Origin of the sequence: Fibrella forsythiae (assembly GCF_017353175.1) — a bacterium.
GTDB classification, from domain to species: Bacteria; Bacteroidota; Bacteroidia; order Cytophagales; family Spirosomataceae; genus Fibrella; species Fibrella forsythiae.
In genome coordinates, this window is the sequence record NZ_JAFMYW010000005.1 from 402,574 (window position 1) to 428,553 (window position 25,980).

Consider the following 25,980-nt stretch of genomic DNA (forward strand, 5'->3'; position numbering starts at 1 on the left):
TGGGTTCTACAGGCCGGACCGTCACCGTGCGGTTCACGATACCTGGGCCGATTGGCTGAACGCCGTCGGAGCCCGCCCGTGCCCCTTTTCAATCCCCGGGAGGTAGGAGGGCAATTCAATTACTAGAACGAATTGCTAATCGGGCCTCAAACCCACTGCCTAGCGCAGGCCGGGATACCCTGTCAATTTCTCTCCTGACTTAGAACGAATAACACAGCCTGAATAACGGCTGCCAGGTCTGAACAATAATGAAACAGAGCTGGGTAGTGCTGAATCAGTCTGTTCAATTGGATGCGTGCTGCAGCCACCATGAAAAGGGTATTAAACCCGATGATGCGCCTTTTTCTATTGCAGAGTAGCCTGACCAGCAGGCGATTCATTAGCTTCTAAACGTCATCCTTGGTACACATGAAAAATGATAATGAAACGGCAACCTCCCGCCGATTATTTCTAGAAAACAGCGCGAAAGCCGTAGCTGGCTTTATGATCGTTCCGCGTTTTGTACTGGGCGGCAAACGTCCCGACGGTACGAAATACCTGGCACCCAGCGATGTGATTTCACTGGGTTTCATCGGTACGGGAAAGCAGGCGAAAGGGCTGGGTACGTCTTTCCTGAGCACCAATGAAGCGCGCATCGTGGCCATCAGTGAGGTCTATAAAGCCAAAGCGGAAGCTTTTCTGGATCGCGTAAAAACGCATTACGAGAAAAACACGCAGCTTGGCACGTACAGCGACATTCCGGTATATAATGATTTCCGGCAGTTGCTGGCCCGCAAAGACGTTGACGCCGTGGTGATTGCCGCCCCCGACCATTGGCACGCGGCCATGGCAGTTCGGGCGGCGCAGGCGGGGAAAGATATTTACTGCGAAAAGCTGCTGTCGCTGACCGTAAAAGAAGGTCGGGCGATGGTTGATGCCACTCGTAAGCACAACCGTGTATTCCAGACGGGTAGTATGCAGCGGTCGTGGCCTGAGTTCCGGCAAACGGCCGAACTGGTCCGGAATGGCTATATCGGTCAGATCAAGCAGATCAAGGTGAACGTGGGGCCGCCACCGGTAGCGTACAATCTGCCCGCCGAGATTGTTCCCGAAGGGCTGGACTGGGATAAATGGCTTGGTCCCAATGTGCCCGTTGTGTTCAATTCCGAATTGGCTCCACCGCTCTCGAAAGATGTATTCCCAAACTGGCGCAACTACCGGGAGTTTGGCGGCGGTATGGTGACCGACTGGGGCGCGCACATGTTCGACATCGTGCAGTGGGCGCTGGACATGGACGCAAGCGGCCCCGTCGACGTGATTGCACCCGACGGGAAGGAGCATCCGTTTCTAACCTATCGGTATGATAACGGCATCACCATGACCCACGAAAAATGGGACTGGAACAACGCCATTCAGTTCATCGGTACGGAGGGCGAAATACGGGTGCAGCGCAGGAAACTGGAAACCACGCCGGCGTCGCTCGCCACAAAGGTGATCGGCGAAACGGAAAAGCATGTGTACAAGAGTGATAATCACTACAAGGATTTTCTGGACGCCATGCGGACCCGCAACAAACCCATTTGCGACGTAGAAGTGGGTCACCGCACAGCCTCGGTCTGTAACATTGGTAACATCGCTTACCAATTGAAACGGCCACTGCAATGGAACCCGAAAAAAGAGCAGTTTAAAAACGACCCCGAAGCCAACGCCCTCCTTGGCCGCTCCATGACGAACGAATGGGGTATCAAGATATGAACATGCGTGACTAATGAGGCGCACCGGCCTGGTCGAAGGGCCTATAGCAAAAATAACTTGCTAATTGCGAAGCATATACTACTTCTGCTCTGACTCGCCACTTTTCAAAACCGCCAACGTACCTGGAGTTTTAGTTCCGTTTTGTGTGGCGCGGCTATTAGGTCCAGGTCAGAGCCGATGTCGGGCTGGTTGGTGAGGTCGGTGCGGGCGTAGCGGAACCAGATATCGAGGTGTTTATCGGCCTGATAGCGGACTAGCAGGTAATGCCGAACACCCCGGTCGAAATAGGCGGGAAACGAGAAGGCATACAGCACATCGCGTTCATAGGCATACTGACGGCTGTCGTAATCGTCGGTGCCAAACAGCGCTACCCGGCCGCTAAGGCTTAGTCGCCCTCGTTCATAGGTAGCGTCTTGCATGAGGGCGAATCCAGCCGAACTGGTTGTAGATGAGGTGTATCCGAACGTACCTGCCTGCAGTCGGGAGCGCATGGTAAGGCCGGGAGCAACGGTATAGTCGGCTGTTAAGGCAAGGCTGCGGTGGGTCGTGCCAACCACTTCTTTGGGTGTGGTCTTGCTCCCTGGCTGGTTCTTCTCTTTGTGTTCGTCATGGAAAATGAGCGAAAATCGCGTTTGCCGGTCGGGTAAGTAGGTTGACGTCAGTAAATAATCGAACCCGCCCGATGGCGCGTCGACCAGGTATTTCCACCACGGAAACCGAAACCAGTCAACGAAGCCGCTGAGGATTAGTTTTCGGTAAACGCTGTATTTGACGCCGCCGTATACGCCCGTTTCGTTGATTGTTCGGCTCCCTTCGCCGAAAGCGTTGGCATAGAAACTGTGAAAGTTTGGGTTGTAATGCCGCGCCAGAATAGCCACATCCAGTTTACGGCTTATGCTGGTCAGTACGCCCGCCACACCTCCAATGCCACCGCTGTGTGTAAGCGATCCACTGCTCCGGGCCACTTCGCCAAACAGGTTCATATTTCGCCAGGCATACCCGGCGTGAAAGCCTATCACCAGGTTCTGCCTGCCCGCAAATTCGTAGTTGTTGTAAGTCAGGTCGCGCTTCTGCAGTTTCGTGTCGAAGTCGGTTTGTAGGATTGTCAGGCCCAGTTGGAATTGCTGCGTGTGGTAGTGCAGATGACCGCCAAGATTCGTTTCAACAACTGAACGCAGATCCAGTAAATCGCTGCTGGTCTGGTGCAAACCCGATGTAAGAAACGAAGTCACCACGCTTTCGTCGAGCGGCGTTTTTCCGGCGGCTATGTTGGCGTCGCGGCGATTTCTGGCGGCCAGTAGCGTTAAATCCAGCTTTGAGGCCAGACTATAAGTTGCCGATATCCCCCGCAAGTAGCCATATTCAGTCAAGGATGTATAGGGTCGCCCTCCCAGTGTAGGTCGCCGGACGGTCAGGATCGTTTCGGCATTTTTACCCAGCGAAAAGCCAGCCGAGAAGATCAGTCCCTGCCCGATTTGTTGCTGGAAATCACCGATAACCACATTACGCCACCGGCCCCGGTTCTGAATCTGGGCATGAAACGAGATGAAATCGATGCCATACTGGCGCGTGGCCGGGTTCCAGCGAAACGCTTCGCCGGGGTCCTGTTCCAGCGTAATGCCTATGCTGTACACCCCCGGCCTACTGTTACGGTACCGTACATACCACTGGCCTGGGCTACCCTGATACCGAAGCGGTAACTGGTCGGCCGGTGTGGTACCTGACCTGCCTGGAATCGCCTCCGTAAAGCCCTTCTGCGTTTCTATCGTTCGCCCATACCGCGCGATCAGGTATTTGTCAGATGGGCTGGGCAAATCGGCGGTGAACGTACCTGATCGGATGGTCACGAAAGGCCGCAGCCGTTGAATGCTGGGTACGTCAAAATCGGGAATGGCCTGTAATTCGGCCACGGCAAGCAAGTCGCCGTTTGTTTCACGATAAGTCAGAAGGCTGGTGATTTGCCGGTCGGTGAGAAGTAACGTGGCCGATAATTCGTCGCGACTGGCCCGGTTCAGATCAAGTGGGTGGCTGTACAATTGCGCCAGATTGTCAAACACGGCCTGATAATCGGTACCCTCGCTTTGAACCGGAAACAGATCCTGAAACAGCCGATTCAGCGCCTCATCGGATCGAACAGCCAGTGAAGCGGCAGCAGGGCGCTTGCGTACGGGTGGCGGCTGAACGACTTGCGAGAAGGTTGCCGACGTTGCCAGCCAGTACAGCAGAACAGACAGATAGATACGAAAAGTCAAACTACGTAGCGTTCGGTGGATGGGCGAAAGCTAATTCCTTGACTGACAAGAGACAAACGGATGAATACAATTCTATATCTCCCTATTTGTAAGCTAATGGAGACAGCCCGAATAAGGAAAAAGGCAAAGTGGCCTGGTTATTTCGCCTTTTTTCAGGGCATCGAACAACTTATAATTGGTTGAACTACATTTGCATAACCGTATGCATGCATACTAATTTTGGTTTCAAGTGGCAGGGCACCGTTTCAGGGTACCTGGAACGTCGCTCTGACTTTAGCAGAACAACTTGGAGCCTGGAACATGAAACCTGTAACTTTTTATGGCTAACGCTTTCATCTACGACGCCGTCAGAACCCCACGTGGCCGCGGCAAAAGCGACGGATCGCTTCACGACATTCAACCCATCTCTCTGCTGACGAGTGTGTTGCGGAACATTCGTGATCGAAACAACCTCGATACCCGGCTCATCGATGATGTGATCATGGGCTGCGTTACGCCGATGGGCGAGCAAGGGGCTGATATTGCCCGTACGGCCGTACTGGAAGCCGGTTATGCCGAGTCGGTTGCGGGTGTTCAATTGAACCGATTCTGCTCGTCGGGGCTGGAGGCGATCAATCAGGCGGCGGCTTACGTGATGTCGGGGCAGGTTGATGCGGTCATTGCGGGTGGCGTTGAGTCGATGTCGCGTGTACCGATGGGGTCAGATGGAGGCGCTATTTTCATGAATCCGCAGATCGTGGCGCAGCATAACATCGTACCGCAGGGTATCTCGGCCGACCTGATTGCTACGCGCCAGGGCTATTCACGGGCTGATGTCGATGTATATGCGGCCGAATCATACCGCCGAGCTGAGGTGGCGCAACGGGAGAACCGGTTCCGGAAAACGCTGGTACCGTATAAAGATGAGATCGGAATAACGGTGCTCGACCGTGATGAAGGGGTACGGCCCGGAACAACCGTTGAGAGTCTGGGTAAACTGAAACCCGCTTTCGAGATGATGGGGCAAATGGGCCTTGATGCATTAGCCTTGCTGAAATACGCTGACCTGAACCAGATTAACCACGTGCACCACGCCGGTAATTCGTCGCAGATTGTCGACGGAGCCGCGGGCGTGCTGGTGGGTAGTGACGCATTCGGACAGGCGGCTGGCCTGAAACCCCGCGCCCGGATTGTGGCTTTCGCTATTGTAGGCTCTGAACCCACAATTATGCTGACTGGCCCGGTTCCGGCCACGCATAAGGTGCTGAAGAAGGCCGGAATGAGTATCAGGGATATCGACCTGTTCGAAGTCAACGAAGCTTTCGCCGCTGTGCCGATGTTGTTTATGGACGAATTTGGCGTCGATCACAGTCAGATTAATATCAGCGGTGGCGCTATTGCGCTGGGCCATCCGCTGGGCGCTACCGGAGCCATTATTTCGGCTACGCTGCTCGATGAACTGGAGCGTACCGGTAAGCAATTCGGCCTGTCAACGCTCTGTATCGGCGGCGGCATGGGCATCGCTACCATTTTCGAACGAATCAACTAATTCAGGACATCAGACTGTGGACGCCGGATGATGGCTCCTGGAGGCAGCCTGACTAACCAGCGTCTGATATCCCCTATCTAATCATGATTAACTACACCGTAGAGCAGAACATTGCCATCATCCGCTGGAATATGACCAGTAGCCCGATGAATGTGCTCAACGACGAGTCTATCCCTCAATTCGAGGAAGCGCTCCGTAAAGCCTATGCCGACGAAGGAATAAAGGGCATTATCATCACCTCCGATAAGCCGGAATTTATAGCTGGTGCCGATCTGAAAATGATTCTTCGCAATAACGATCAGCCGCCCGCTGAGATGCTGAAGATATCGGCCGACCTGAACCGGATATTCAGGCGGATGGAAACCAATGGCAAACCAATTGTGGCGGCTATCAACGGTACGGCGTTGGGCGGCGGCTATGAAGTCTGTCTTGCCTGCCATCACCGCGTTGCGCTCAGTAATCCGAAAACACTGATTGGCCTGGTTGAGGTGACGATCGGTCTGTTGCCGGGTGGAGGCGGTACGCAGCGCCTGCCCCGCATGATCGGTATGCAGGCCGCCCTGCCATTGCTGGTTGAAGGCCGGAAGATGAACGTACCTGATGCGCTGAAGAACGGCCTGATCGACGACGTAGCCGAAACACCAACTACGCTGATAGATAAGGCACGTGCCTGGATTCTGGCCAATCCGCAGCCGATTAAACCGTGGGACCAGATCGATAAAAAGACTGGTAAAATCGTGGCGCGTGACGCCTTCAAGGTGCCGGGCGGGAATGTACAGAGCTCCATTGGCGCGCAAACCTTTGCGGCGGGAACGGCCATGCTGATGGAGAAAACCAAAGGTAATTACCCTGCCCCACTGGCCATTATGTCGTGCGTTTACGAAGGGCTGCAGGTCAATATAGACCGGGCATTGATGATCGAAGGCCGGTACTTCGTAAAAGTAGCAACCTCAAAAGTGGCCAAGAACCTGATCGGGACCATGTTCCTGGGTATGAACGAAGCCAACAAAGGAGCCAGCCGCCCGAAAGACCAGCCCAAAACGGACGTGAAGAAAGTTGGTATTCTGGGCGCGGGTATGATGGGGGCAGGTATCGCCTACGTATCGGCCCTGGCGGGGATTGAGGTCGTGCTGAAAGACGTATCGGCTGAAGGGGCTGAGAAAGGAAAAGACTACACGCGGAGCCTGCTCAAAAAAGGCGTTGACCGCGGCAAGGTTGATCCAACGACGGTCGATACGACGCTGAACCGGATAAAGGCAACAGCCGACATAGCTGACTTGCAGGGTTGCGACCTGATCATCGAAGCCGTATTCGAGAAGCAGGAGTTGAAAGCGGTCGTTACAAAAGAGGCCGAACCGATGCTGGCTTCGGGTGGGGTTTTCGGCTCGAATACATCAACGTTACCCATCACGGGCCTGGCCGAAGCCTCAGCGAGTCCGGCAAATTTCATTGGTATTCATTTCTTCTCACCCGTGGATAAGATGATGCTGGTAGAGCTCATCATGGGCAAACAGACTTCCGACCACGCACTGGCCGTGGCGATGGATTACACCCGGAAGATTCGGAAAACGCCCATCGTGGTTAATGACAGCCGGGGCTTTTATACGTCGCGCTGCTTCGGTACCTACACATCTGAAGGCATGGAACTCCTGCGCGATGGCGTAAACCCGATTTTGATCGAAAACGCGGGTAAAGATGCCGGTATGCCCGTTGGGCCGCTGGCCGTGCACGACGAAGTGGCGCTGGACCTGAGCCTGAAAGTGATGACCGAATCTATAAAGGCCGGGGTTATGAACGCCAACGAACCAACGTACCTGATGGTTCAGCGACTGAATGAACTGGGCCGGACTGGCAAAAAGGCCAAAGCCGGTTTCTACGATTATCCAGAGGGAGCCCCCAAGCATCTCTGGGCTGGCCTGACCGAGTTGTTCCCTCTGGCTGATCAGCAACCAAACCTCGATGAAGTGAAAACGCGCCTGCTATACCGGCAGGCTATCGAAGCCGTTCGATGTGTCGAAGAGAACGTCGTTCGCACAAAACTCGACGCTGACCTTGGCTCTATTCTGGCCTGGGGCTTTCCGGCATACACCGGTGGTGCGCTCTCTTTCGTTGATTTCGTTGGCGTAGGTACGTTCGTTGCCACCTGCGACCGGCTGGCCGATCAGTATGGCGAGCGCTTCCGCCCAACGGAAGCGCTACGGAAACGCGCCGAAGCAACAGTAACGGCATAACCGTTCGATTTTTTTGTCATCCTGCCTGGCAGGATGACAAAAAGTACTTACTTGATCAGCACAACGTTTGCTACCGAAGTGCCAAATTTTAAGCGGCTGTTTGTCTGATAGTTGAGCTGCCCTGTAAGAATTAATGATCCTGCGTTGCCTGTATAATTGGCTGGTATGGTCACCGTGTGCCCGGCAGCAATAAGGAGCGGCGTAACGGCCGTAGGCACCCGCTGGCACGACCAAACGCCGGGGTCGTCCCAGCTACCGCTGTGTAATGAAACCATGTTGGGTGCAACGGCAACGGTTGCCTGCTGACTCACACTGCAGCCGGGCAGGTTACAGGTAGCGGTATAACTCGTTGTTTGTGTTGGATTAACGATAATCGACGTACCTGAGCCATTGCCTGGTAACCAGGCCACCGTACCCGTACAGTTTGGTACAGTCAGGGTGGCGCTTTGCTGGCAGGTAATGGCCGTGGCCGACATCGTTATGGCCGGAACAGGCGGGCAGCCCGAGTCGATGTAGACCAGATAATCTTCTGCTTCGCCATAGGTCAGGACCTCGCAGGCTACGTTGACCGATGAGCTAAACTGGTTCCGAATACGCATCCGGTAAGTGACGCCTGCCTCTACCGTTGCCGGAATGGTCAGCGAACCGGAAACGGGTACTTTAAGGCCCGCTGTTGTGCCGAATATCCGTTCAGAATCATCGAACTCGTAGTTCTGATCAAAGTCGATCCAGATTGCGATCTGTTGCGCATTGTTGTAACCCAGAAACTCAACGGTAAATGAGTTTGAAACGGTCTTAGACAGCGTGGCTACCGGCGTAGAATAGTACACATAATGCGAAGGCGAACAGCCTGAATTGGTACTCAGTACTGTTCCGTTCATGACAACTCGCTTAAGACCAATAGCATACGTACATCCGTTATCTGAATAGAGCGGGGTGCAATAAACAGGTGCACCGGTTGTGAAGCTTGCTGCCGCCGAGTAGCTGCCCGAGCATTCGCCCGTTACGCGCCAGTCATAGCTGGTGTTTGGCTGCAAACCCGTCAGCTTGTATTGCGGCCCGGTGATGGGGCCAACCGTGCTCCAGCTGGCAGCGCCCGTAGTGCGATACTGGACAGTGAACTGAGTGCTGCCTGAATTGGATATCCAGTAAAGTACCGTGCTGGTAGCCAGGGCGCTCTTGGTTCCCAGGCTTACCGGCGCATCAGATGCGGTTGGAATACAGATATTGCTGGTTACCCGGCTCCGGATCAGATTACCTGGCAGTGTGCCGAACCCGTTCGACAGGTTGATGCCGGTACTGGTGAGGTGGCAGTAGCTCATAACGGTTCCTCCGTTGACCGGTGCCGGGCCAGGGGCGCACCCACCTTCTGTTGTATAACAGTTATCGAGCGCACCACCCGGCCATGAGCAGCTTTGCGTGTGAGGAGAACCAAAATTGTGCCCCATCTCGTGCGAAATGACCATCACCTCCCAGGAATAGTTCGGAAAATCGGTATAGGTTGTCGACAGGCTGCCACTTACACCGTATTTGTAGGTAGAGGAGCAAAGAACATCCAGATAGGCAACGCCCCCCCCCAGTGATCGGCCCGACAGAAAGTGAGCAAGTTGATGGCTGATACCCGGCGGTGGACTGGTATTTTGATTGACCCGAAAGGCACCCAGTATATCACCGGTCGATGTTAAGCTCACGTACGGATCCGCTTCTGTCCAGATTTTGATGCCCGCAATCCGGATGGCAATGTTTTCCCTGTTGTAGACCATCGCCACCTGATTAAACAATGCAGTCACATAATTGGTGGTCTGGAGTACACTTGAGCCGTTCTTCGTATACAGGTCAAAGTCGACCTCCAGATAGACGTTCACCACTTTGCAACCGATCGACTGGGGTGCCTGCGCCGCCTGCGCTCGTCCGCCTGTATTGACCGGAATGGCGTCGCAGGTAAATGCCTTTTGAGGTGCCGAAAGCGTATTATCGCTGTAGAATATATAGCTGTTGGGCGTGCGGGTCAGGCGACTGATAACACGGTTGCCGGTTTTGTCAGAAACAATACCCGACAGTTCACCATCGGTAATGCTGATTGCCACCAGGGATTTTTCGTCGCCTTTAATAAAGCCCTGATAGAATACCCCCCGGTAAAGCGGTGCGTCCACTGTGCCGGCAGACGTACCCAGCAGTAGTTTGCTCCCCGGCGAAAATAAGTCTACTGACACCAGCTCAAGATCAACAGGGCCCGTTGCCGTTGGTACTGAGAAAGCGAGCGCATCCGGGCGTTCATTGGCAATATGGGTCAATTGCTCCGCATCAATCAGCAGGGATGTTGGCGGTTTGGTAGGTACAAAAGCCGCCCCCTGATAAGCTGACGAATCGGTCAGGCGAAAAAGTGGAAATTCCTTTACAGTTGCTTCGCGTCTTGCCTGACCGATAAGTTGCTGCAACTGGTTTGGCGGGAGCGTTTGACCAGGCAGAAGGGTAGTAACTAGTAATAAAGCCAGGCTAAGTATGTACCGTTTCCTCATGTATTCTCTGCTATAATAACCTTATGAATCAACATAATGTAATGTTACGCATTAGAGGGCAATACTTAGTAGAACTAACTAACAAGAAAGTGAAATTTGTATTTACATAGATTGTCTATAGGTGAACATAAGCATACTGGCTCCATCCCGCTTCCGGTCTGGTAGCAGGTACGTGTCATTTTCCTGAAATGGTCTGATTAACAGTGTACTATCGGTGCAGACGGCATACTGACAGGTAAGTCAGTGGCTTGGCTATTTGGCTTCGCTGGCTATGGGGCGCTCGTAGGTTCGGTTTACGTCTTCGAGAAACTTACCCGTTACCCAGCCGATATCCGAGTCGCGGATAAATACCAGTCGCTTGGGCGTTGCCGTGCTGTCATACGCCCGTACAACGGCTTCGAGCCACAAGGCACCGGCAATGATCTGTTTCTCGTTGAACTGGCTCTGAACATTAGCGATATCTTTCTCCGCTTTTTGCCGAATGGCTGCATCGGTCAGGTCAGTCATATCAGGATGGAGCAACGCCTGATAGTTGGTCAGCGCCAGGCGCTTGAATCTTTCTACGTCAGATGTTGTCAGCGGAATGGCAGTCAGGCCGGCTTTTTCGGGGTGCAGGTACGTTACCATAGCCCAGGCAATACCCCCGCCGAAGCCTACTGTCCGGCGCTGTTGCAACCCGGTCAATTCGGCATTGGCTACGGCTCTGAGCGTGGTGTCGGCAATGGCTTTTATAACCCGCTGCGCTTCCTGCCGGTACTGGTCAATGGGCATCGACCGATCCTTATCGATCAGGGTTGGCAGTGATTTGGTGCCAAACGGGAAGCTCACCGCGTGGAACGTCCGGTTATCGTCGTAATAACCGCCTTTCGTATTACCGCTGCCAATGTCCATGCACGAAGTAGATGTCCACATCTTGCGTGGAATAGCCCCAACCGTGTAGAGTTCGGCCTCGCGCGCTGCTGTTAGCAGGGTGTCGCAGAACACTCCCTTGGGCAGTTCGGCCGACAGTAGATCATACAGTTTCCGGCGGAGGCCCGGCTGCTTGCCAAGCCCGTCGTTGATGCCACTGCTAAACGCCACGTATACGCGCTCGCCCGGAATATTGTGCCGCCGGATTGAGTCAACATAGGCGCGCAGAATGGCCTGACCTGCTTCAAACGATTGCGGGGTGCCAGAGATCAGGGTCACGTTGGGCGAATCGGGCTTCGACCGGATCGATTTGGTATAGAAGCCATCTTCGAGTTTTGTGCTGAAAATAGCCAGCTTGATACCCGACGAGCCAATGTCGATACCCGCGTATTCTTTCTTGCCGGTAACCCCATCAATCAGCTCATTCATTGCCATCTCACTGGCGGTATATTTCAGCAGTTTATAGATCAGCTGCGCTTTCTGGTAGTACCGGATCGCCTCCACGCTTTTTTCCTGGTCGGCATAGGCCAGACCCATATTTTCGTAGGTAACGGCTTCCCAGTAGAGGTCTTTTCCCTGAACAACCGGCAGTGCCCTCAGCAGCAAGTCAATTGCCTGCTGGGGTTTATCAACTTCCCGAAGCGTATTGCCGAGTTTGATAAATTGAATGGCCGCCGCTGTGTTCGGTGCGGGTTGGGCCCAACCCCACAAAGACAGACTGCCAAAGAGCAGGAGAAGAAGAACCTGTTTTTTCATAACGTTGACTAAAACGAAGCGCAATATACTATAGTAGCCTAATTCTATAGATGCTTCTCTTTATTTCAGCGCTTCCAGCTTACCGTCCCGGTCAACCGTACGAATGGCCGTAACCTGCTGACGGATAAGTGTCAGTGTTTCGCGCAGGGCCACGTTGCGGTTTGTCATCAGGTCGTCGTGGGTACGTTGCGCCGTAAAGTCAGGCTCGATTGTGAAGCCGTTGGCGTGGGCTTCGGCTACGGCGTGCGTCAGTTTTTTCAGCGGAATACGTACCTGAATGCGCGAATGCGGCAGCGTAACGTACTTGAACTGACCGGCAAAATCGCCCCAGTAGGCCCCGCCGCTGGCTTCTCCAACAAACGTTCCCTGCCCGGCGTCGAGGGTTTTCGCCAATACCGATGTAGCCGCCGAAAACGACGACCCGTTCATTAGTAGGTACAGATTGCCCCGGAAGGCCAGTCGCCGGTAGGGGCGGTAATGCCTGCTCACGGCCGCCCGGCTGGCAAATCCGCCCTGTCCGTCGCGCCGGTAGCGTAGTTTGAAATCCAGTACCGACAGCGGGTTCCAGCGGTTAACGAGTTCGGCGCGGGCGGCTGGTTTAATGTGCTCGCTTTGCATGATAGTAAAGGGCTTGCGCATCCAGAACTGCAATAGCCGCGCCGAGTTGAGCACCGCGCCGCCGCCGTTATCCTGTAAATCGACCACCAGGTTCTCTACGCCCGTGGCTTTTATCTGCCGGAATGCCCGCTTCAACCGCTTTTTGAAGGCCCACTGAAACGGATCGAACGTTTTCGGATTCAGGAACGACGATACCCGTAACACCGACGTGTTCGACAGGGAATCGACAAGGCGAAGGCTCAAGTTAGGCTGGCGAAATTCGGAATTACGACCAAAATCAGCCTTGTATCGCTCAAGGAGCGTTTGCCGGAACGCGGCCGATACAATGCCCGCCACCCGCGTTTGCCGAATGGTAGAGTCGAGTGACCCATCTGGCCGGGCAAGCTGGTATTGAATCGTGACCGAGTCGACGGAGCCATACCAGGCGGCATAATAATCGGCAAACTGCATCATGCTCCAGTTATGGCGCCCCGTACTGTTATCGCCGTCGGACCCTGACCGGTCGCCATCCATCAATTCGCGGTGTACGTCGATGATAGGCTGTCCCTGTACTGATAGCAGGCGTGTTCCCCGCCGGAGCGATGTATCGGCCGAAGCGTTGTGGCTGATAAAATAATCGTGAGCTACCTGCCTCACGTAGAACGGCACAAAGCGCGTGTCGCGATCAATAAAGCCCCGGCGGTGATTCAGGTTGGTGTGTCCGTCTTTCAAGCCGTTGAGGTAGGGGCTCAGGTGATGAAAAAAAGACAGGTAGTCTATTGGGCTATTAACCCGATTATACAGCGAATCGAACAGCTGCTCCATGTCGGCATTCGGCGTATAATGACCCAGGCCGGGGTGATAAGCCCGAAGTTGCCGACGTAGGTAGAGTAGGTCGTCGTGCGCTTCGTCGGGAGAAAGAGTAAGTGATTGTGCTGCCAGCGGACCCGTCAGCAATACCAGCCAGGCAAAGGCCAGCCCGGCCATACGGAAAAGTACAGACATAAGAAGGTTAGTACAAGAGTTTGCCGATAGGCTTAATTGTGTTACGAGCTGTTAATCTATCAACTTTGCATAGAAAAAGCAACTCATTGACAAACAATCCGTAGCTTATTTGGTTACCGGCGGTTTTGGGGAAATAAAAGCGTAGGGCTTGGGCAAGGGGTATGAGGCTTGTGGTGTTGCTTTCGCGTCAGCAATACGCTTGAGAAAGCAACACCACAAGCTCCATACCCCTTGCCCCAAGCCCTACGCTATTCCTACCTTTGTCCACATGGCAGAAACACTTCATATTCCGCAAACAGACAACCGGCAGGCTATATACGATAGTCTGATTCCGCAGATTGAAGCGCTTATTTCGGGCGAATCGGATCTGGTGGCCAATCTGGCCAACGTAGCGGCCGCCCTTCGGGAAGCATTCGGATTTTTCTGGGTTGGCTTTTACCTGGCCAAAGAGAATCAGTTAGTACTGGGTCCGTTCCAGGGGCCAATTGCCTGCACACGCATTGCTTTCAACAAGGGCGTTTGCGGAGCGGCTTACACGCGTCGGGAAACCATACTGGTGCCCGATGTTGAGGCATTTCCGGGGCATATTGCCTGTAGCTCGGCGTCTAAATCAGAGGTGGTTGTTCCGGTCTTCAACCCGGCGGGCAACGTTATACTGGTGCTCGATGTAGACAGTGATCGCCTTAATGACTTCAGCGAAGTAGACGTGCAGGGCCTTGAAGCTGTAGGCCGGCTGATAGGAAAGGAGTTGTAGTATCGTATCGGGTTTCAGGTGCGCTGCTTCGTTACCATCCAAATGCTAAACAGCACACCTGAAACCTGATACTCACTACATTTTTATTGCCCTGATAACCTCGCGTTTACGGGCCGGACCTACGTGCTTTTCAACGTCGAACCCTGCATCGCGCAGATTGCGCTGTACGGCCGATTTTGAACAATAAGTGGTTAATGCACCACCGGGACGAAGCAGCGAAGCCATTTTCTGGAAAATTTCCAGTGTCCAGAGTTCGGGTTGGCCTTCGGGGGCAAACGCGTCGTAATACACCAGGTCGAACGTACCTACTGGCGGCAGGTCCTGAACGCGGGTGTTGTATTTGGTCAGTGTTAGTTCGGGAACAATTGGTGTGGGTAACCCCCACGGCGCTTCGTGCAGATCGGGCAGCCAGAAGGTGGTTAGTTCGTGATCATAATTCAGTTGACGTGCTTCCTCAACCGGAATCGGGAACGCTTCGACCGTTACATAATCGATCACCCGCTGGTGGCGCTTTGCCTCACGGATCGTCATCAGGGTGTTTAGGCCAGTGCCAAACCCCATTTCAAACACACGAACAGGTCCTTCCACCCGGTCGAAGGTGTAGAGTAATCCCAGTTCAATAAACACGCGATCTGACTCCTGGACGGCGCCATAGATAGAATGGTAGTGTTGCCCTACCTCCGCGTTGAATACCGAATGTGAACCATCGGCCGTTACCACCACTTGCGTATTCATCAAAACATTCAGGCTTTTCGGCTAATTTCGCCATTGGCTACCGACATGACTAACCTGTATAAGCAGTTAAAGGGCGGCGGTGTTTTCCACAGCCTGTTTGTTAATCGTTAAACAGACTACAATTTCTTATAAAAAAATGATTCAACGCATTCAAAGTGTTTTTCTATTCCTGATTTCAGGGGCAATGGGCGTGGCGCTGGCTAACCCGATCTGGGAGAAGCCTGGCATGAACCCCGGCGAAGAGGCCGAGCTAACGCCCCTTCAATATACGTACGAACAGGGAGTAACCACCTTTACTACCCCACTTTGGTATTTGGGCGGTTTACTTCTGATTGTGGCCATTATTGCGCTGTTCGCCATTTTTCAGTACAAAAAACGGTTGCTGCAGATGGGCCTTTGCGCCGCTAATGCCATTCTGTTAACCGCGTCGATGGGCGTCATACTGTATAACGTATTGATAAATGGTAAAACGTATGGCAACCCCGCCGATCAGGGGTCGTTTCTAACGGGTTTCTGGGCAATCGTGGTCGCGCTGGTACTTAACGCACTCGCCAACCGATTTATCCGCCGCGACGAAAAATTAGTCCGCGAATCGAATCGTATTCGCTAAATGATGGGTACGCGGATAATGATTAGAACGCGGATTAAAGGCATTTAAAACGATTCACGCAGCTTTTTGGCTAAAACAGTTTTGTAGTTGAGCAGACCGAATCAGTTTTAAATAAAGATCCGCGTAAATCTATTTCATCCGCCCAATCCGCGTTCCCACATTAATCTGTGCTAGAATTTCGGGCAGCCGCAGCCTTTTTTCTTGAAGAGGCCCCACATAAAGCCCTTTTTCCGTCGGTAGCCTTTCTTTTTGCGCTTAAAAAGCGATTCTTCCTTCACCGTGGTGCGGGTAGCCGACAGCGTTGCCGCCGGGGCTTCGCCAGTCAGCAGCGACGCCGAAAAGACGAGCAAAAAAGCCATTGTTTTCATAACTCATTCAGTTGACTACGCTTCAGTATACCTAACGCAGAAAGTGTCGCGATCGTTGTACTGGTTCAGCGTGTAAAAGAATGGAACAAACAATGCGCCAACAATTTCTCCACTAAATAAAAAAGTCCCGATCAGGCTACTGGTCGGGACTTTTCGTTGACTGTTTATTGCTTATCACCGCCGCCGGCCGCCATTGTAGTAACGGGGTGCGCTGTAGCGGTTGCTGTAGTTCGGGCTTCGGTAATAACGGGGGCGGTTGTAGTAAACCCGGGGTGGAGCAACGTACCTGGGCCGGGGATAAGCGTAGTAGGGTCGTGGCGCATAATAGCCGCCATATGGAGGGCCGTAGCTATAACCTGGGCCGGTGCGGACACCTACGTACGAAGGGCCACAACTAGCCAGAGTAACGACGAGGAACAAGCCCATTAACGCGTAACGCAATGTGTTGTTTTTCATAGCAATGGCCACACTACCGGATTGGTGAGCAACACGTAGCTGGCATAACTCTATAACACGTGTGGATCAAAAATGATTTTGTTGGTTGGTTCATTGGTTGAATGGTTAGCTGGTTGACTGGTAGGCTCCGCGCTGATTTTTACAAAAAGCGAGCGGTGCCCCCCAGTCGACCAGCTAACCATTCAGCCAATGAACCAAATCACAACCCTTTGGTAAAATCCGTACTCTTGTTCATCAACGAAGACACGTGTCTGGCTAAACGGTTAGCGTTATTTGTTGTCTTAGTTGTCTAAACAGAATTTGTATGCGTATCCCCGCCTCACTCATCTATACATTTCCATTGTTGCTGTTGCCATTCCTGACGCTGCTCCATACGGATAAACCCAGCCCTATGCTACCGCCACCTGATTATGCCGCCAGCTGGAAATCGGCCGATTCGCTGATGGCTCGTGGGCTGCCTCAGTCGGCCCTGGTTATTGCCGACCGCATCTATGCCGAAGCCAAACAGGCGGGCAATGATCCGCAATTGTTGAAGGCGGCCATGCGCCGGGTGGTGTACCGGACCAACGGGGCAAAAGATGAGGAAACGTACCTGACCATGATTGGGTCATTGAAGGCCGACATTAATACAACGAAGGGACCGACGCGGGCGGTGCTGCAATCGGTACTGGCCGAGGTGTACTGGCAGTATTTTCAGCAGAATCGCTACAAATTCATTAACCGTACTGCCACCGCCCCCGACGATCCAACCTCGCAAAGTGCCACCAGCGACATCGATCCACGTACCTGGGATGCGCGCCGCCTGCAAACGACCGTGACAGAACTCTACACGGCTTCGGTGCAGGATGCCGCCCGATTACAGCAGTCGCCCGTAGCTACGTATGATGCGGTGATCAATAGAGGTAATGAAGAAGGCCGGGCCTTGCGACCTACGCTGTTCGATGTGCTGGCACACCGGGCTATCGATTTCTTTGATGATGTGCAGACCGACGTGATCAAGCCTGTTCAGGCGTTTACCGTTAACAATCCGGCGTATCTGGCCGGTCCGGAAACGTTCGTCGCTACGGTGCTGCCAGCCACCGATCCGCTGTCGGGGCCGTATCAGGCGCTGAAGCTGTACCAGCAACTGTTGGCTTTCCACCGGAACGATGCCAACCCGATTGCCTTTGCCGTGAATGACGTGGAGCGGCTGGCGTTGGTGAAACGGCTGGGTACGTTGCCCAACGAGGAGGCCCTATACCGGCAAACAGTGACGCAGCAGATCGCCACGTTCAAAAACAAAGCCGCTGAAGCTGAATATATGCTGGCGCTGGTGCAGGACCTTGCCAGCGAAGGGCAGGTACGTCCGTTGCCCAGAGGTCGCTACGGAAGCACCGATCAGGATACCAGCGAACCCGACGTTGATACGACTCACCGTTGGGACCGTAAACGCGCTGCCGAACTGGCCCGTGACCTGATTGCCCGCTTCCCGAACAGCATTCCGGCCCAAACAGCCCGCCCGTTGCTCGATAACCTGGTTCGTCCGGTATTGGGCGTAGAGGTAGAAGGGGCCAATGTACCCGGTAAGCCGTTCCGGGCGCGGGTGACGTTTCAGAACACGAAAACGCTGTTCTACAAAATTCTGCGCCTCACCGCCGACGAAGCCCGCGCGCTGACCATATTCAACGACTACCAGACCGACCCGAAACGCGACAAATGGTTTGCCGCCGTTCAGAACCACCCGGTAGTGGGCGAAGCGCAACTTGCCCTGCCCGACGACGGTGATTTGCGCCGCCACAGCGTTGAAATTCCGGTGAAAGCACTGCCGCTGGGTTATTACGTGCTGCTGGTTTCCAACGAAGGTAAATGGGCCAAACCCAGCGCTGAAACGGCCGAAGTGGTCAGCATTGGCACGTTTGCCGTGTCGAACCTGAGCTACGTGCTGGTTGATGGTAACTACCAGTACGACAACGACGTTAAAACCATATATGTGACCGACCGCACAACGGGCCAACCCATAGCCAATGCAACGGTTCAACTCTTAACGCTGAACGATCAGGGTAAGAAAGCGAGCGTATCAGGGTCTGTTCAAACGAACGCACAGGGGAAACTGGTACTTAACGCGTCGCAGATGCCGGGACGAGAATCCTATTTCCTCCGCCTGATCCGTAATGACGATGTGCTGGACACCGACATATTCTATAGCTACCGCTACGGTCGCAGCAATGTAGTTGAACCGGAAAGCCAACGGGCAGCTATTTTCACCGATCGGGCTATCTACCGACCGGGCCAAACAGTGTACTGGAAAGTGCTGGTCTATAGCGGGAAAGACAACCAGTTTGTAGTGGTGCCAAACAAGTCAGCCACCGTTCGGCTGATGGATGTGAATGGCGAAGAAGTGGCTAAGGCAGAGGTGAAAACCAACGAGTTTGGCTCTGCTTCAGGTACGTTTACGGCACCCGTGGGGCGCTTGACGGGACAGATGACCCTCATGACCGACTATGGACAGGCCAGTATTCGGGTTGAAGAATACAAACGGCCAACTTTCACCGTAGTGGCCGACCCGCTGAAACAGGCCGTGGTGCTGGGACAGAACGTGCCCGTGAAAGCGACCGCCAAGACGCTGGCCGGAGCCGTTGTCGATAACGCGAAAGTCAGCTACCGGGTTACCCGTACCTATTACCAACCTTATTGGGGCTGGAATTGGTGGCGGCCTGCACGCCCATCCAACGAGCAGGAAATTGCCAACGGCACCACCACGACCAATGCCGATGGAGTGGTTGATTTCGCCTTTCTGGCGCAGCCCGATCTAAGTAGCCCGGCCTCCGACAAACCGCAGTTTACCTTCACGGTTACCATCGATGTGACTGATCAGTCGGGCGAAACACGGTCGGCCACGCAGACGCTGCGCATTGGCTACACGGCCCTGACGGCGGAGCTTGCTCTGCCCAGCCCCGTACTGACCACCGAGCAGAAGCCCTATGTAGTGAGGCTAACGAACGCCAGTGGCAACGAGGTGGGCATCAAATCCGGTACGGTAGCCATTGCCCGGCTTACGCCTTCGCGGATGGGCCTGCGTAGTCGCCTGTGGCCGCGTGCCGACCGCACCGTTATGACCCGCGATGAGTATGTGGCTCAGTTCCCGCTCGACCTGTACGCCAACGAAGACGACCCCGCCACCTGGGCCAGAACCCCCATACGGTCGGCTTCGCCCAAATCGATCAGCCTGGCCGGACTGCCTTCCGGTATGTATGCGGCAGATATCAACGCGACGGATTCAGCGGGCCAAACGGCGCAGCAAACGGTGTTTTTCCAGGTTATTGACCCGCAGCAGCCTACGGCGCCGATCCGGTCAGGTACGTTCGTTCAGGTGCAGAAAGCAACGGCCCAACCCAGCGAAGAAGCCGTTTTCTGGGTAGGTACGTCGACCGCTTCTACCGAGCATCCCAACAAAATTCTGATGGCGGTGGAAGAGAAAGGTAAGGTTGTGCGGGAAGAATGGCTGACGGTAACGGGCCAGCCGCTGCGTGTGGTGCTGCCTGTTCAGGAGAAACACCGGGGCAACTTCGCCGTACATTTTGCGATGGTGCAAAACGGTCGCCTGTTGAGTCAGTCTGAGACCGTAACGGTGCCGTTTACAAACAAGGAACTGACTATTGAGACCGAAACCTTCCGGGATAAACTGAAACCCGGCCAGCCCGAACAGTGGACGTTACGGATCAGCGGTCCGAAGCAGGACAAAGTGCTGGCCGAACTGGCTGCTACCCTCTACGACGCCTCCCTCGATGCCTTCGCACGGCTGGAATGGCCCACGTCGTTTTACGGTATAAACGGAACCAGTTCAAGCTACTGGCAAAGCCCGGCGTTTGGTACGAAAACAACGCAGCAGTACTGGAATGCGCCTTCTCCGCCTTATCCGTCATCGATACGAAAGGTGCCTGAGCTGGGATGGGGACCATACCGATATGATTCCTATCGAGGCCGGTTCTTCAATCAGCAGCCGACTTATTTGGGATCAGTTGCCATTCATATCGAACGCGCAGGAAACGTGGTCACAGGCCGCGTTTCGTTGGCCGATGGCGATGTTGGGTTGCCAGCCGTTAGTGTGGTTGTGAAAGGAACAAAAGTCGAAACCGGTACAGACGATACCGGTGCGTTTCGACTAACTATTCCTGCCACCACCAAAAAACCGACCCTGGTCTTCAGTGTCATTGGTTTCAAGCGAGTTGAGGTGGCGCTGGGTACGAAGAAAGTTGTTGATGCTACGATGGCCGAGGACATTAGCGCGCTGAACGAAGTGGTTGTGGTGGGATATGGCAATGAGGCAAAACGAAGCATGACCGGAGCAGTGGCAACAATGGCTGCCCCCGCTTCGATGGCAAAGATGGCTATCCGGGGAACAAAAGCTGAAGAAGCTATGGCCGATGCTGCACCTGAACAGGCAGGCAACCCGAATGTGCCTGCCAAAGCTCCCGTGGCCGACCCGCCGGTGATTCGGAAGAATTTCAACGAAACGGCGTTTTTCTTCCCGCAGTTGCAAACCGACAAGCAAGGGCGCGTAGTGTTGAACTTTACCATGCCCGAGGCCCTCACGCGCTGGCGGCTGGTGACCTTCGCCCACACGAAAACCATGCAGACAGGTACATTGGAGCGCGAGATCGTGACACAGAAAGAGCTGATGGTGACCACCAACGTACCCAGGTTCCTCCGCGAAAATGATACGCTCCGCCTTACCGCCCGCATTGATAATCTGAGCGGAAAACCCCTCACCGGCACCGCCACGCTGCAACTAACCGACGCGCTCACCGGCGAACTGCTGAACGGAAAGATGCTGTCCAAAACATCCACTAATTCGCTCAGTCGCTCATTCACAATTGAGAAAACGAGCACTGTCATTGCCTGGACGCTGGTTGTTCCGCAGGATCTTCCGCCGGTGGCTATCCGCGTAACAGCCACCGCAGGTACGTTCACCGACGGCGAAGAGCGCGTGGTACCGGTGTTGCCCAATCGCACGCTCGTGACAGACGTGCAGCCGTTCTGGATCAATGGCGGTGATAACGACCGGACATTCCGGCTGGAGCCGCTGGCCGGTCATAACCCGGAGCTACCCCTGAACACCGAGCGCCTTACGGTAGAGGTGACGAGCAACCCAGCCTGGTATGCGCTGCAGAGCCTGCCCTACCTGATGGAATACAACTACGACTGCGCCGAGCAACTGTTCAGCAAGATGTACGCCAATAGCCTCGGCGCGCATATTCTGAACAGCCGTCCGCAGTTCAGGCAGGTGGTCGACTTGTGGAAACAGTCGCCGCCCCGAAGCCCGCTGGCGAGCAATGAGGAGCTGAAAGCCGTTACGCTGGAGAACACACCCTGGCTTAACGACGCCAAATCGGAAACGGAACGGACCGCCAGACTCGGCCAGTTTTTCGATCAGAACCGACTGGCCAGTGAGCAACGGACGGCCATTGGCAAACTTCGGCAGTTGCAGGATGGTAGCGGCGCGCTTACCTGGTTCTCGGGGATGCGCCCCAGCCTGAACATGACCCTGCACGTGCTGGCAGGGCTGGGTCACCTCCGTAAGCTTGGCGTAACGTTTGACCCGAGTGCGCAGGCCGAAGCCGCCACATTGCAGGCTGGTTTATTACGGTATGCCGATGCGGAGGCTACCCGGCAGATTGCCGAAGAAAAAGCGCGGGCTGCGGCGCAAAAAAGGGCGCCGGGTACGCCGTACTGGGCGGCGCAATACCTGTACGCCCGTAGTTTCTTCCTGGATAGTAACCCCGTCGAGAAAGCCATACAAACGTACCTGCTTCCGGTGCTGACGAGCGGCTGGCAACAGAGCCCGTTGCAAAGTCAGGCGCTGGCGGCCACTACGCTGTACCGGTTCAAACAAATCGATGCGGCCCGCGCCATTCTGCAATCGCTGACCGAGCGCAGTAAGGTGTCGGACGAGCTGGGTATGTACTGGCCGGAAAATGCAGGCGGGACCTACTGGTATCAGGCACCTGTTGAAACGCATGCGTATATCATCGAAGCCTACGATGAGGCCTGCCGCGATGAACCAGGCAAAGCAGCCAAGCCGATGCTCGACTGCTTTGCCTGGTTGCGAACTATGCCCCAGTACAGTAAACTGGTTGGTAACGAGCCTTTTATCGACAAAATGCGGCAGTGGCTGGTGCAGCAGAAACGTACCCAGGCGTGGCCATCAACTAAGGCCACAACCGAAGCGATTTATGCCCTGTTACTGCGCGGTTCTGACTGGCTCGATACCAAAGCGACTATGAAAGTAGTGGTGGGCGGAAAAGACATCGCCAGCCGCGTTACTAAAACCGAAGCCCTGACCGGCTACCAGAAAGTGACATTTACCCCCGCCGAAGTAACGGCCTCGATGGGCGTGGTCACGGTCAGCAAACCAGCCAAAACCGGTCCGGGATGGGGCGCAACCTACTGGCAGCATTTTGAACCACTCGACGCCGTGGCGGGTAACGGCAACAACCTGACGCTGAAGAAAACCCTCTACCGCCAGCGCAATACCGATGCTGGTCCGGTGCTGGACGCCATAACGCCCAAAACTGTTCTGAAACCCGGTGACCTGCTGAAAGTGCGCGTGGTGCTGACGGCCGACCGGAGTATGGAATATGTGCACTTGAAAGACGGTCGTGCGTCGGGTTTTGAGCCGGTAGCGGCGCTGTCGGGTACGAAATACCAAAATGGCCTCTACTACTATGAAGCGCCCCGCGATGCCAGCACCGATTTCTTCATCGAGTATCTGCCCACGGGTACCCATGTGTTCGAATACGCCCTGCGCGTAGTGCATACCGGCGATTTTGGCTCCGGTGTGGCCACCGTGCAATGCTTCTACGCGCCCGAGTTTGCCGCCCATTCCAGTGGTGGCCGGGTACAGGTGAGGTAGTTACCGTCTACACAATTCTTGCCCTGAATGCCCTGTTCGTGCGCACGAACAGGGCATTTTCGCGTTTACAAAGCATACCCCTGTTATCTCGGTTCTCCCTATGAAATTTCTACGCACTACTACAAGCTGGTTTATGCTGCTAGTTGTTGGGCTGTACCTGACAAATTGTAAGCCGATTGACCCGATTGAGAATCAACAGTCGGTGCTGGTGAGTAGTACACCGATTACTACCCTGACCAGAACGCAGTTGATACAACGGATTGCAGCATCCGGTCTGGTCGATGCGCAAACGAACGGGTTCTTGAACATCCTGTTGCAACGCGATGTTCAGGCCTATCGGCTCGTGTATAAAACCAAGAATCCTGATGGAACGGCCGTTATGGCGTCGGGAGCTCTGGTTGTGCCGGTACCAATCGGAACGGAAACGTTTCCGATCGTGAGCGAACAGCACGGTACGTTGTTCAATGAGGGCGATGCGCCGTCGTATTTTACCACCGCCAGTGAAGCCGGTACGATTGGTGCGTTTTTCGCCTCGAACGGCTACATCATTTCCTGCCCCGATTATGTAGGGTATGGCGAGTCGAAGAACGTGCCGCACCCATATCTGCACCGGCAAACAGAGGCGCAGGCCAGCCTGGATATGCTGCGGGCGTCGAAAGAGTTTCTGGCAACCAGTACCGCCAAATGGGACAACCGCGTGTTTCTGGCGGGCTACTCGCAGGGAGGACATGCAACGATGTCGTTACTGAAAATGATGGAAGAACAGTTTCCGAACGAGTTTACCATCACGGCGGCATCCTGCGGAGCGGGCCCCTACAATGTGGAAGGTTTTATGCAGGATCTGGGTACCAAAACGACCCACGGCATTCCGGCCTACAACAACCTGTATGTGTGGGTTTTACAGACCTATAATCGTGTTTATGGCATCAACCGGCCCATGAGCTATTATTTCAAGGAGCCCTATGCCACCGATGTGCAGGCCAACGGTACCAAATCGACCATCAACGTAAGCATCAACACGGCCTTTAGCGATGGTTTCAAGACGGGGATTATAAATGGAACCGATGCCGCTTTTCTGGCCGCCGTTCGCGACAATAACGTCTATGACTGGAAACCCAAAACACCACTGCAACTCTACCACGGCACCGCCGATCAGCAGGTTTTCTACCGTAACTCAACCGATGCCCTAATGGCTATGAAAGCCCGCGGCGCAACCAACGTAGAACTGATCACCATACAAGGAAAAGACCACGGCCCTGCCATCCAGGATTTCCTGACCGGTACGTATACCTTCTTCGCCTCGAAGCGATGATTGTTGGTGCTCAGGCAATAAGTTAGCTCCCGGTCATATTGCCTTGTCTTGCGGTAAAAAGCCATTTAATGCTTTTTACCGCAAAAGATTGCTGAACGGAGTTGTAACTACATGTTTAAAGACCGGCGGCTGGCCATTATCTTCCTGATTGTCTTGCTTGATGTGGTAGTGGGTTCGGCTACCGGTCCCGTTCGACCCGAATTCGTTAAAGACTTATCCAATCCGGAATGGTGGCTGTCGGTCGGTACGGCCCTGTTTTTAGGCGTTCAACTGGTGTCGGCACCTTTGCTCGGTAAGCTCTCCGATTCGCTGGGCCGCAAGCCACTGGTGCTGGTGTCGGCGGCAGGTACGTTGGCGGCCAATCTCCTGCTGATTCCCATCAAAGCGGGCTTCTTCTTCGCCAACCGAATCAGCGATGGCCTCACCAACGGCATGTACGCCCTCATGCGCTCGTCGGTAACGGACCTGTCGCCCGATGAAGAGCTGGCTAAAAACAGTGGCTATATCAGCACGCTGGTGTCGCTGGGGCACGTTTTCGGGCCTATGGTGGCGGGGCTGGCGCTCTTTTTCGTTAATGACAAATCGAGTCAGGCGAAGCTGGTGGTGTGGGTGCTTATTGCCCTCAGCGTAGTGAACGTTGGCGTAGTGCTGCTGATGAGCGAAACCACCAAGCAGCGCAGTAAACTCGACTGGCAGGCCGTTTGGCAGGAGGTAGGGGCCAACCTGAACGTGGCGAAGCTCTGGAAACGACTGTCTGACAAAGACCAGGAACATCCCGGCTTCCGGTTCCTGACCATCCTGATGTTGCTGGCAACGCTGCAACTGGGGTATCAAACGTATTTCATCACGTACCTGGCGCTGAGTCCGCTGAAGTTCGATGCCCAGAAGATATCGTTCTTCTTCGTCTATTTCGGCGGCCTGAGCGCGTTGAGTAACCTGCTGTATTTCAAATACCTGGTAAACAAGATCAATAAGCGTATTGTGCTGATTGTCATTGCCTTTGTCGGGGTTGGCATACAGCTTGTTTATGCCCGTCTGGGTACGTCGTTACCGCTGCTCTACGCGACGGTGGCGGTTGATGCACTGCTGGTATCACTTATCAATGGGTTGCTCAACGGCTTTCTGGCTAAACTCACCTCTGACGAAGACCGGGGCGAATTGTTTGGCCTGAACCAGGCGCTAACCGGTATTGCCAGCCTCCTGACGACACTTGTTTACGGTGGGCTGGCAACCATTCAGCTTAGTCTGCCCTTCTACTGGTTCGCGGCTAGTTTGGCCGCGCTTGGCACGCTCTGCTGGCGGTTGCCGAAGGAATAAAATGT

At 54.4% G+C, this 25,980-nt stretch carries 15 protein-coding genes; 8 read left to right on the forward strand and 7 right to left on the reverse strand.

From position 1 onward, the window contains the following. The first annotated feature begins 408 nt into the window (after nt 1–408). A complete protein-coding gene (locus tag J2I46_RS18150; RefSeq protein ID WP_207330468.1) occupies nt 409–1,734 on the forward strand; it encodes a Gfo/Idh/MocA family protein in 1,326 nt (441 codons plus the stop codon). 104 nt (nt 1,735–1,838) lie between these two features. Here J2I46_RS18150 and J2I46_RS18155 read toward each other — a convergent pair whose 3' ends face one another. Further along, entirely contained in the window at nt 1,839–3,986 is a 2,148-nt protein-coding gene (locus tag J2I46_RS18155) for a ComEA family DNA-binding protein (RefSeq protein ID WP_310589047.1), read from the reverse strand. A gap of 319 nt (nt 3,987–4,305) precedes the next feature. Here J2I46_RS18155 and J2I46_RS18160 point away from each other — a divergent pair, with 319 nt between their 5' ends. Next, nucleotides 4,306–5,514: an acetyl-CoA C-acetyltransferase gene (locus tag J2I46_RS18160; RefSeq protein WP_207330469.1), complete on the forward strand. Its 1,209-nt coding sequence runs from the start codon at nt 4,306–4,308 to the stop codon at nt 5,512–5,514. Nucleotides 5,515–5,597: 83 nt separating this feature from the next. After that, nucleotides 5,598–7,745: a 3-hydroxyacyl-CoA dehydrogenase NAD-binding domain-containing protein gene (locus tag J2I46_RS18165; RefSeq protein WP_207330470.1), complete on the forward strand. Its 2,148-nt coding sequence runs from the start codon at nt 5,598–5,600 to the stop codon at nt 7,743–7,745. Between the two features lie 47 nt (nt 7,746–7,792). Here J2I46_RS18165 and J2I46_RS18170 read toward each other — a convergent pair whose 3' ends face one another. From J2I46_RS18170 to J2I46_RS18180, 3 genes are all read right to left on the reverse strand, one after another. Next, nucleotides 7,793–10,183: a M12 family metallo-peptidase gene (locus J2I46_RS18170; RefSeq protein WP_207330471.1), complete on the reverse strand. Its 2,391-nt coding sequence runs from the start codon at nt 10,181–10,183 to the stop codon at nt 7,793–7,795. 333 nt (nt 10,184–10,516) lie between these two features. Further along, nucleotides 10,517–11,929 carry a tetratricopeptide repeat protein gene (locus J2I46_RS18175; RefSeq protein WP_207330472.1) on the reverse strand — a complete coding sequence of 471 codons (1,413 nt, stop codon included), beginning with the start codon at nt 11,927–11,929 and terminating at the stop codon, nt 10,517–10,519. Between the two features lie 60 nt (nt 11,930–11,989). Further along, nucleotides 11,990–13,531 (reverse strand): S41 family peptidase, encoded by a 1,542-nt coding sequence (locus J2I46_RS18180; RefSeq protein ID WP_229379827.1) that lies wholly within the window; start codon nt 13,529–13,531, stop codon nt 11,990–11,992. Nucleotides 13,532–13,799: 268 nt separating this feature from the next. On the opposite strand from J2I46_RS18180, the gene msrC reads away from it, so the two are divergent. Further along, nucleotides 13,800–14,285 carry a free L-methionine (R)-S-oxide reductase MsrC gene (gene msrC, locus J2I46_RS18185; RefSeq protein ID WP_207330473.1) on the forward strand — a complete coding sequence of 162 codons (486 nt, stop codon included), beginning with the start codon at nt 13,800–13,802 and terminating at the stop codon, nt 14,283–14,285. A gap of 75 nt (nt 14,286–14,360) precedes the next feature. Here the strand turns inward: msrC and mnmC2 are convergent, their stop codons facing one another. Next, complete coding sequence (mnmC2, locus tag J2I46_RS18190; protein WP_207330474.1) at nt 14,361–15,020, reverse strand: tRNA (5-methylaminomethyl-2-thiouridine)(34)-methyltransferase MnmC2; 660 nt, start codon at nt 15,018–15,020, stop codon at nt 14,361–14,363. Nucleotides 15,021–15,156: 136 nt separating this feature from the next. Between mnmC2 and J2I46_RS18195 the strand changes: the two genes are divergently transcribed. Further along, nucleotides 15,157–15,630, forward strand: coding sequence for a DUF4293 domain-containing protein (locus J2I46_RS18195; protein WP_207330475.1), 474 nt, complete (start codon nt 15,157–15,159; stop codon nt 15,628–15,630). Between the two features lie 170 nt (nt 15,631–15,800). Here J2I46_RS18195 and J2I46_RS18200 read toward each other — a convergent pair whose 3' ends face one another. Both J2I46_RS18200 and J2I46_RS18205 read right to left on the reverse strand, forming a co-directional pair. Beyond that, nucleotides 15,801–15,998, reverse strand: coding sequence for a hypothetical protein (locus J2I46_RS18200; protein WP_207330476.1), 198 nt, complete (start codon nt 15,996–15,998; stop codon nt 15,801–15,803). Between the two features lie 164 nt (nt 15,999–16,162). Next, nucleotides 16,163–16,321, reverse strand: coding sequence for a hypothetical protein (locus tag J2I46_RS18205; RefSeq protein ID WP_207330477.1), 159 nt, complete (start codon nt 16,319–16,321; stop codon nt 16,163–16,165). Nucleotides 16,322–16,758: 437 nt separating this feature from the next. Between J2I46_RS18205 and J2I46_RS18210 the strand changes: the two genes are divergently transcribed. From J2I46_RS18210 to J2I46_RS18220, 3 genes are all read left to right on the forward strand, one after another. Further along, a complete protein-coding gene (locus J2I46_RS18210; protein WP_207330478.1) occupies nt 16,759–23,346 on the forward strand; it encodes an alpha-2-macroglobulin family protein in 6,588 nt (2,195 codons plus the stop codon). A gap of 100 nt (nt 23,347–23,446) precedes the next feature. Continuing rightward, nucleotides 23,447–24,658 (forward strand): alpha/beta hydrolase family protein, encoded by a 1,212-nt coding sequence (locus tag J2I46_RS18215; protein WP_207330479.1) that lies wholly within the window; start codon nt 23,447–23,449, stop codon nt 24,656–24,658. A gap of 111 nt (nt 24,659–24,769) precedes the next feature. After that, the gene (locus J2I46_RS18220; protein ID WP_207330480.1) at nt 24,770–25,975 is read left to right on the forward strand and encodes an MFS transporter; all 1,206 of its coding nucleotides are present in this window, start codon (nt 24,770–24,772) and stop codon (nt 25,973–25,975) included. Nucleotides 25,976–25,980 lie beyond the last annotated feature (5 nt).

Excerpts from the sequence above, each read along its gene's own strand:
- J2I46_RS18220 (WP_207330480.1), top strand. The coding sequence starts at position 24,770 with ATGTTTAAAGACCGGCGGCTGGCCATTATCTTCCTGATTGTCTTGCTT.
- J2I46_RS18150 (WP_207330468.1), top strand. The coding sequence starts at position 409 with ATGAAAAATGATAATGAAACGGCAACCTCCCGCCGATTATTTCTAGAA.
- mnmC2 (WP_207330474.1), bottom strand. The coding sequence starts at position 15,020 with ATGAATACGCAAGTGGTGGTAACGGCCGATGGTTCACATTCGGTATTC.
- J2I46_RS18200 (WP_207330476.1), bottom strand. The coding sequence starts at position 15,998 with ATGAAAACAATGGCTTTTTTGCTCGTCTTTTCGGCGTCGCTGCTGACT.
- J2I46_RS18205 (WP_207330477.1), bottom strand. The coding sequence starts at position 16,321 with ATGCGCCACGACCCTACTACGCTTATCCCCGGCCCAGGTACGTTGCTC.
- J2I46_RS18195 (WP_207330475.1), top strand. The coding sequence starts at position 15,157 with ATGATTCAACGCATTCAAAGTGTTTTTCTATTCCTGATTTCAGGGGCA.
- J2I46_RS18165 (WP_207330470.1), top strand. The coding sequence starts at position 5,598 with ATGATTAACTACACCGTAGAGCAGAACATTGCCATCATCCGCTGGAAT.
- J2I46_RS18180 (WP_229379827.1), bottom strand. The coding sequence starts at position 13,531 with ATGTCTGTACTTTTCCGTATGGCCGGGCTGGCCTTTGCCTGGCTGGTA.
- J2I46_RS18175 (WP_207330472.1), bottom strand. The coding sequence starts at position 11,929 with ATGAAAAAACAGGTTCTTCTTCTCCTGCTCTTTGGCAGTCTGTCTTTG.
- J2I46_RS18215 (WP_207330479.1), top strand. The coding sequence starts at position 23,447 with ATGAAATTTCTACGCACTACTACAAGCTGGTTTATGCTGCTAGTTGTT.
- J2I46_RS18210 (WP_207330478.1), top strand. The coding sequence starts at position 16,759 with ATGCGTATCCCCGCCTCACTCATCTATACATTTCCATTGTTGCTGTTG.
- msrC (WP_207330473.1), top strand. The coding sequence starts at position 13,800 with ATGGCAGAAACACTTCATATTCCGCAAACAGACAACCGGCAGGCTATA.
- J2I46_RS18160 (WP_207330469.1), top strand. The coding sequence starts at position 4,306 with ATGGCTAACGCTTTCATCTACGACGCCGTCAGAACCCCACGTGGCCGC.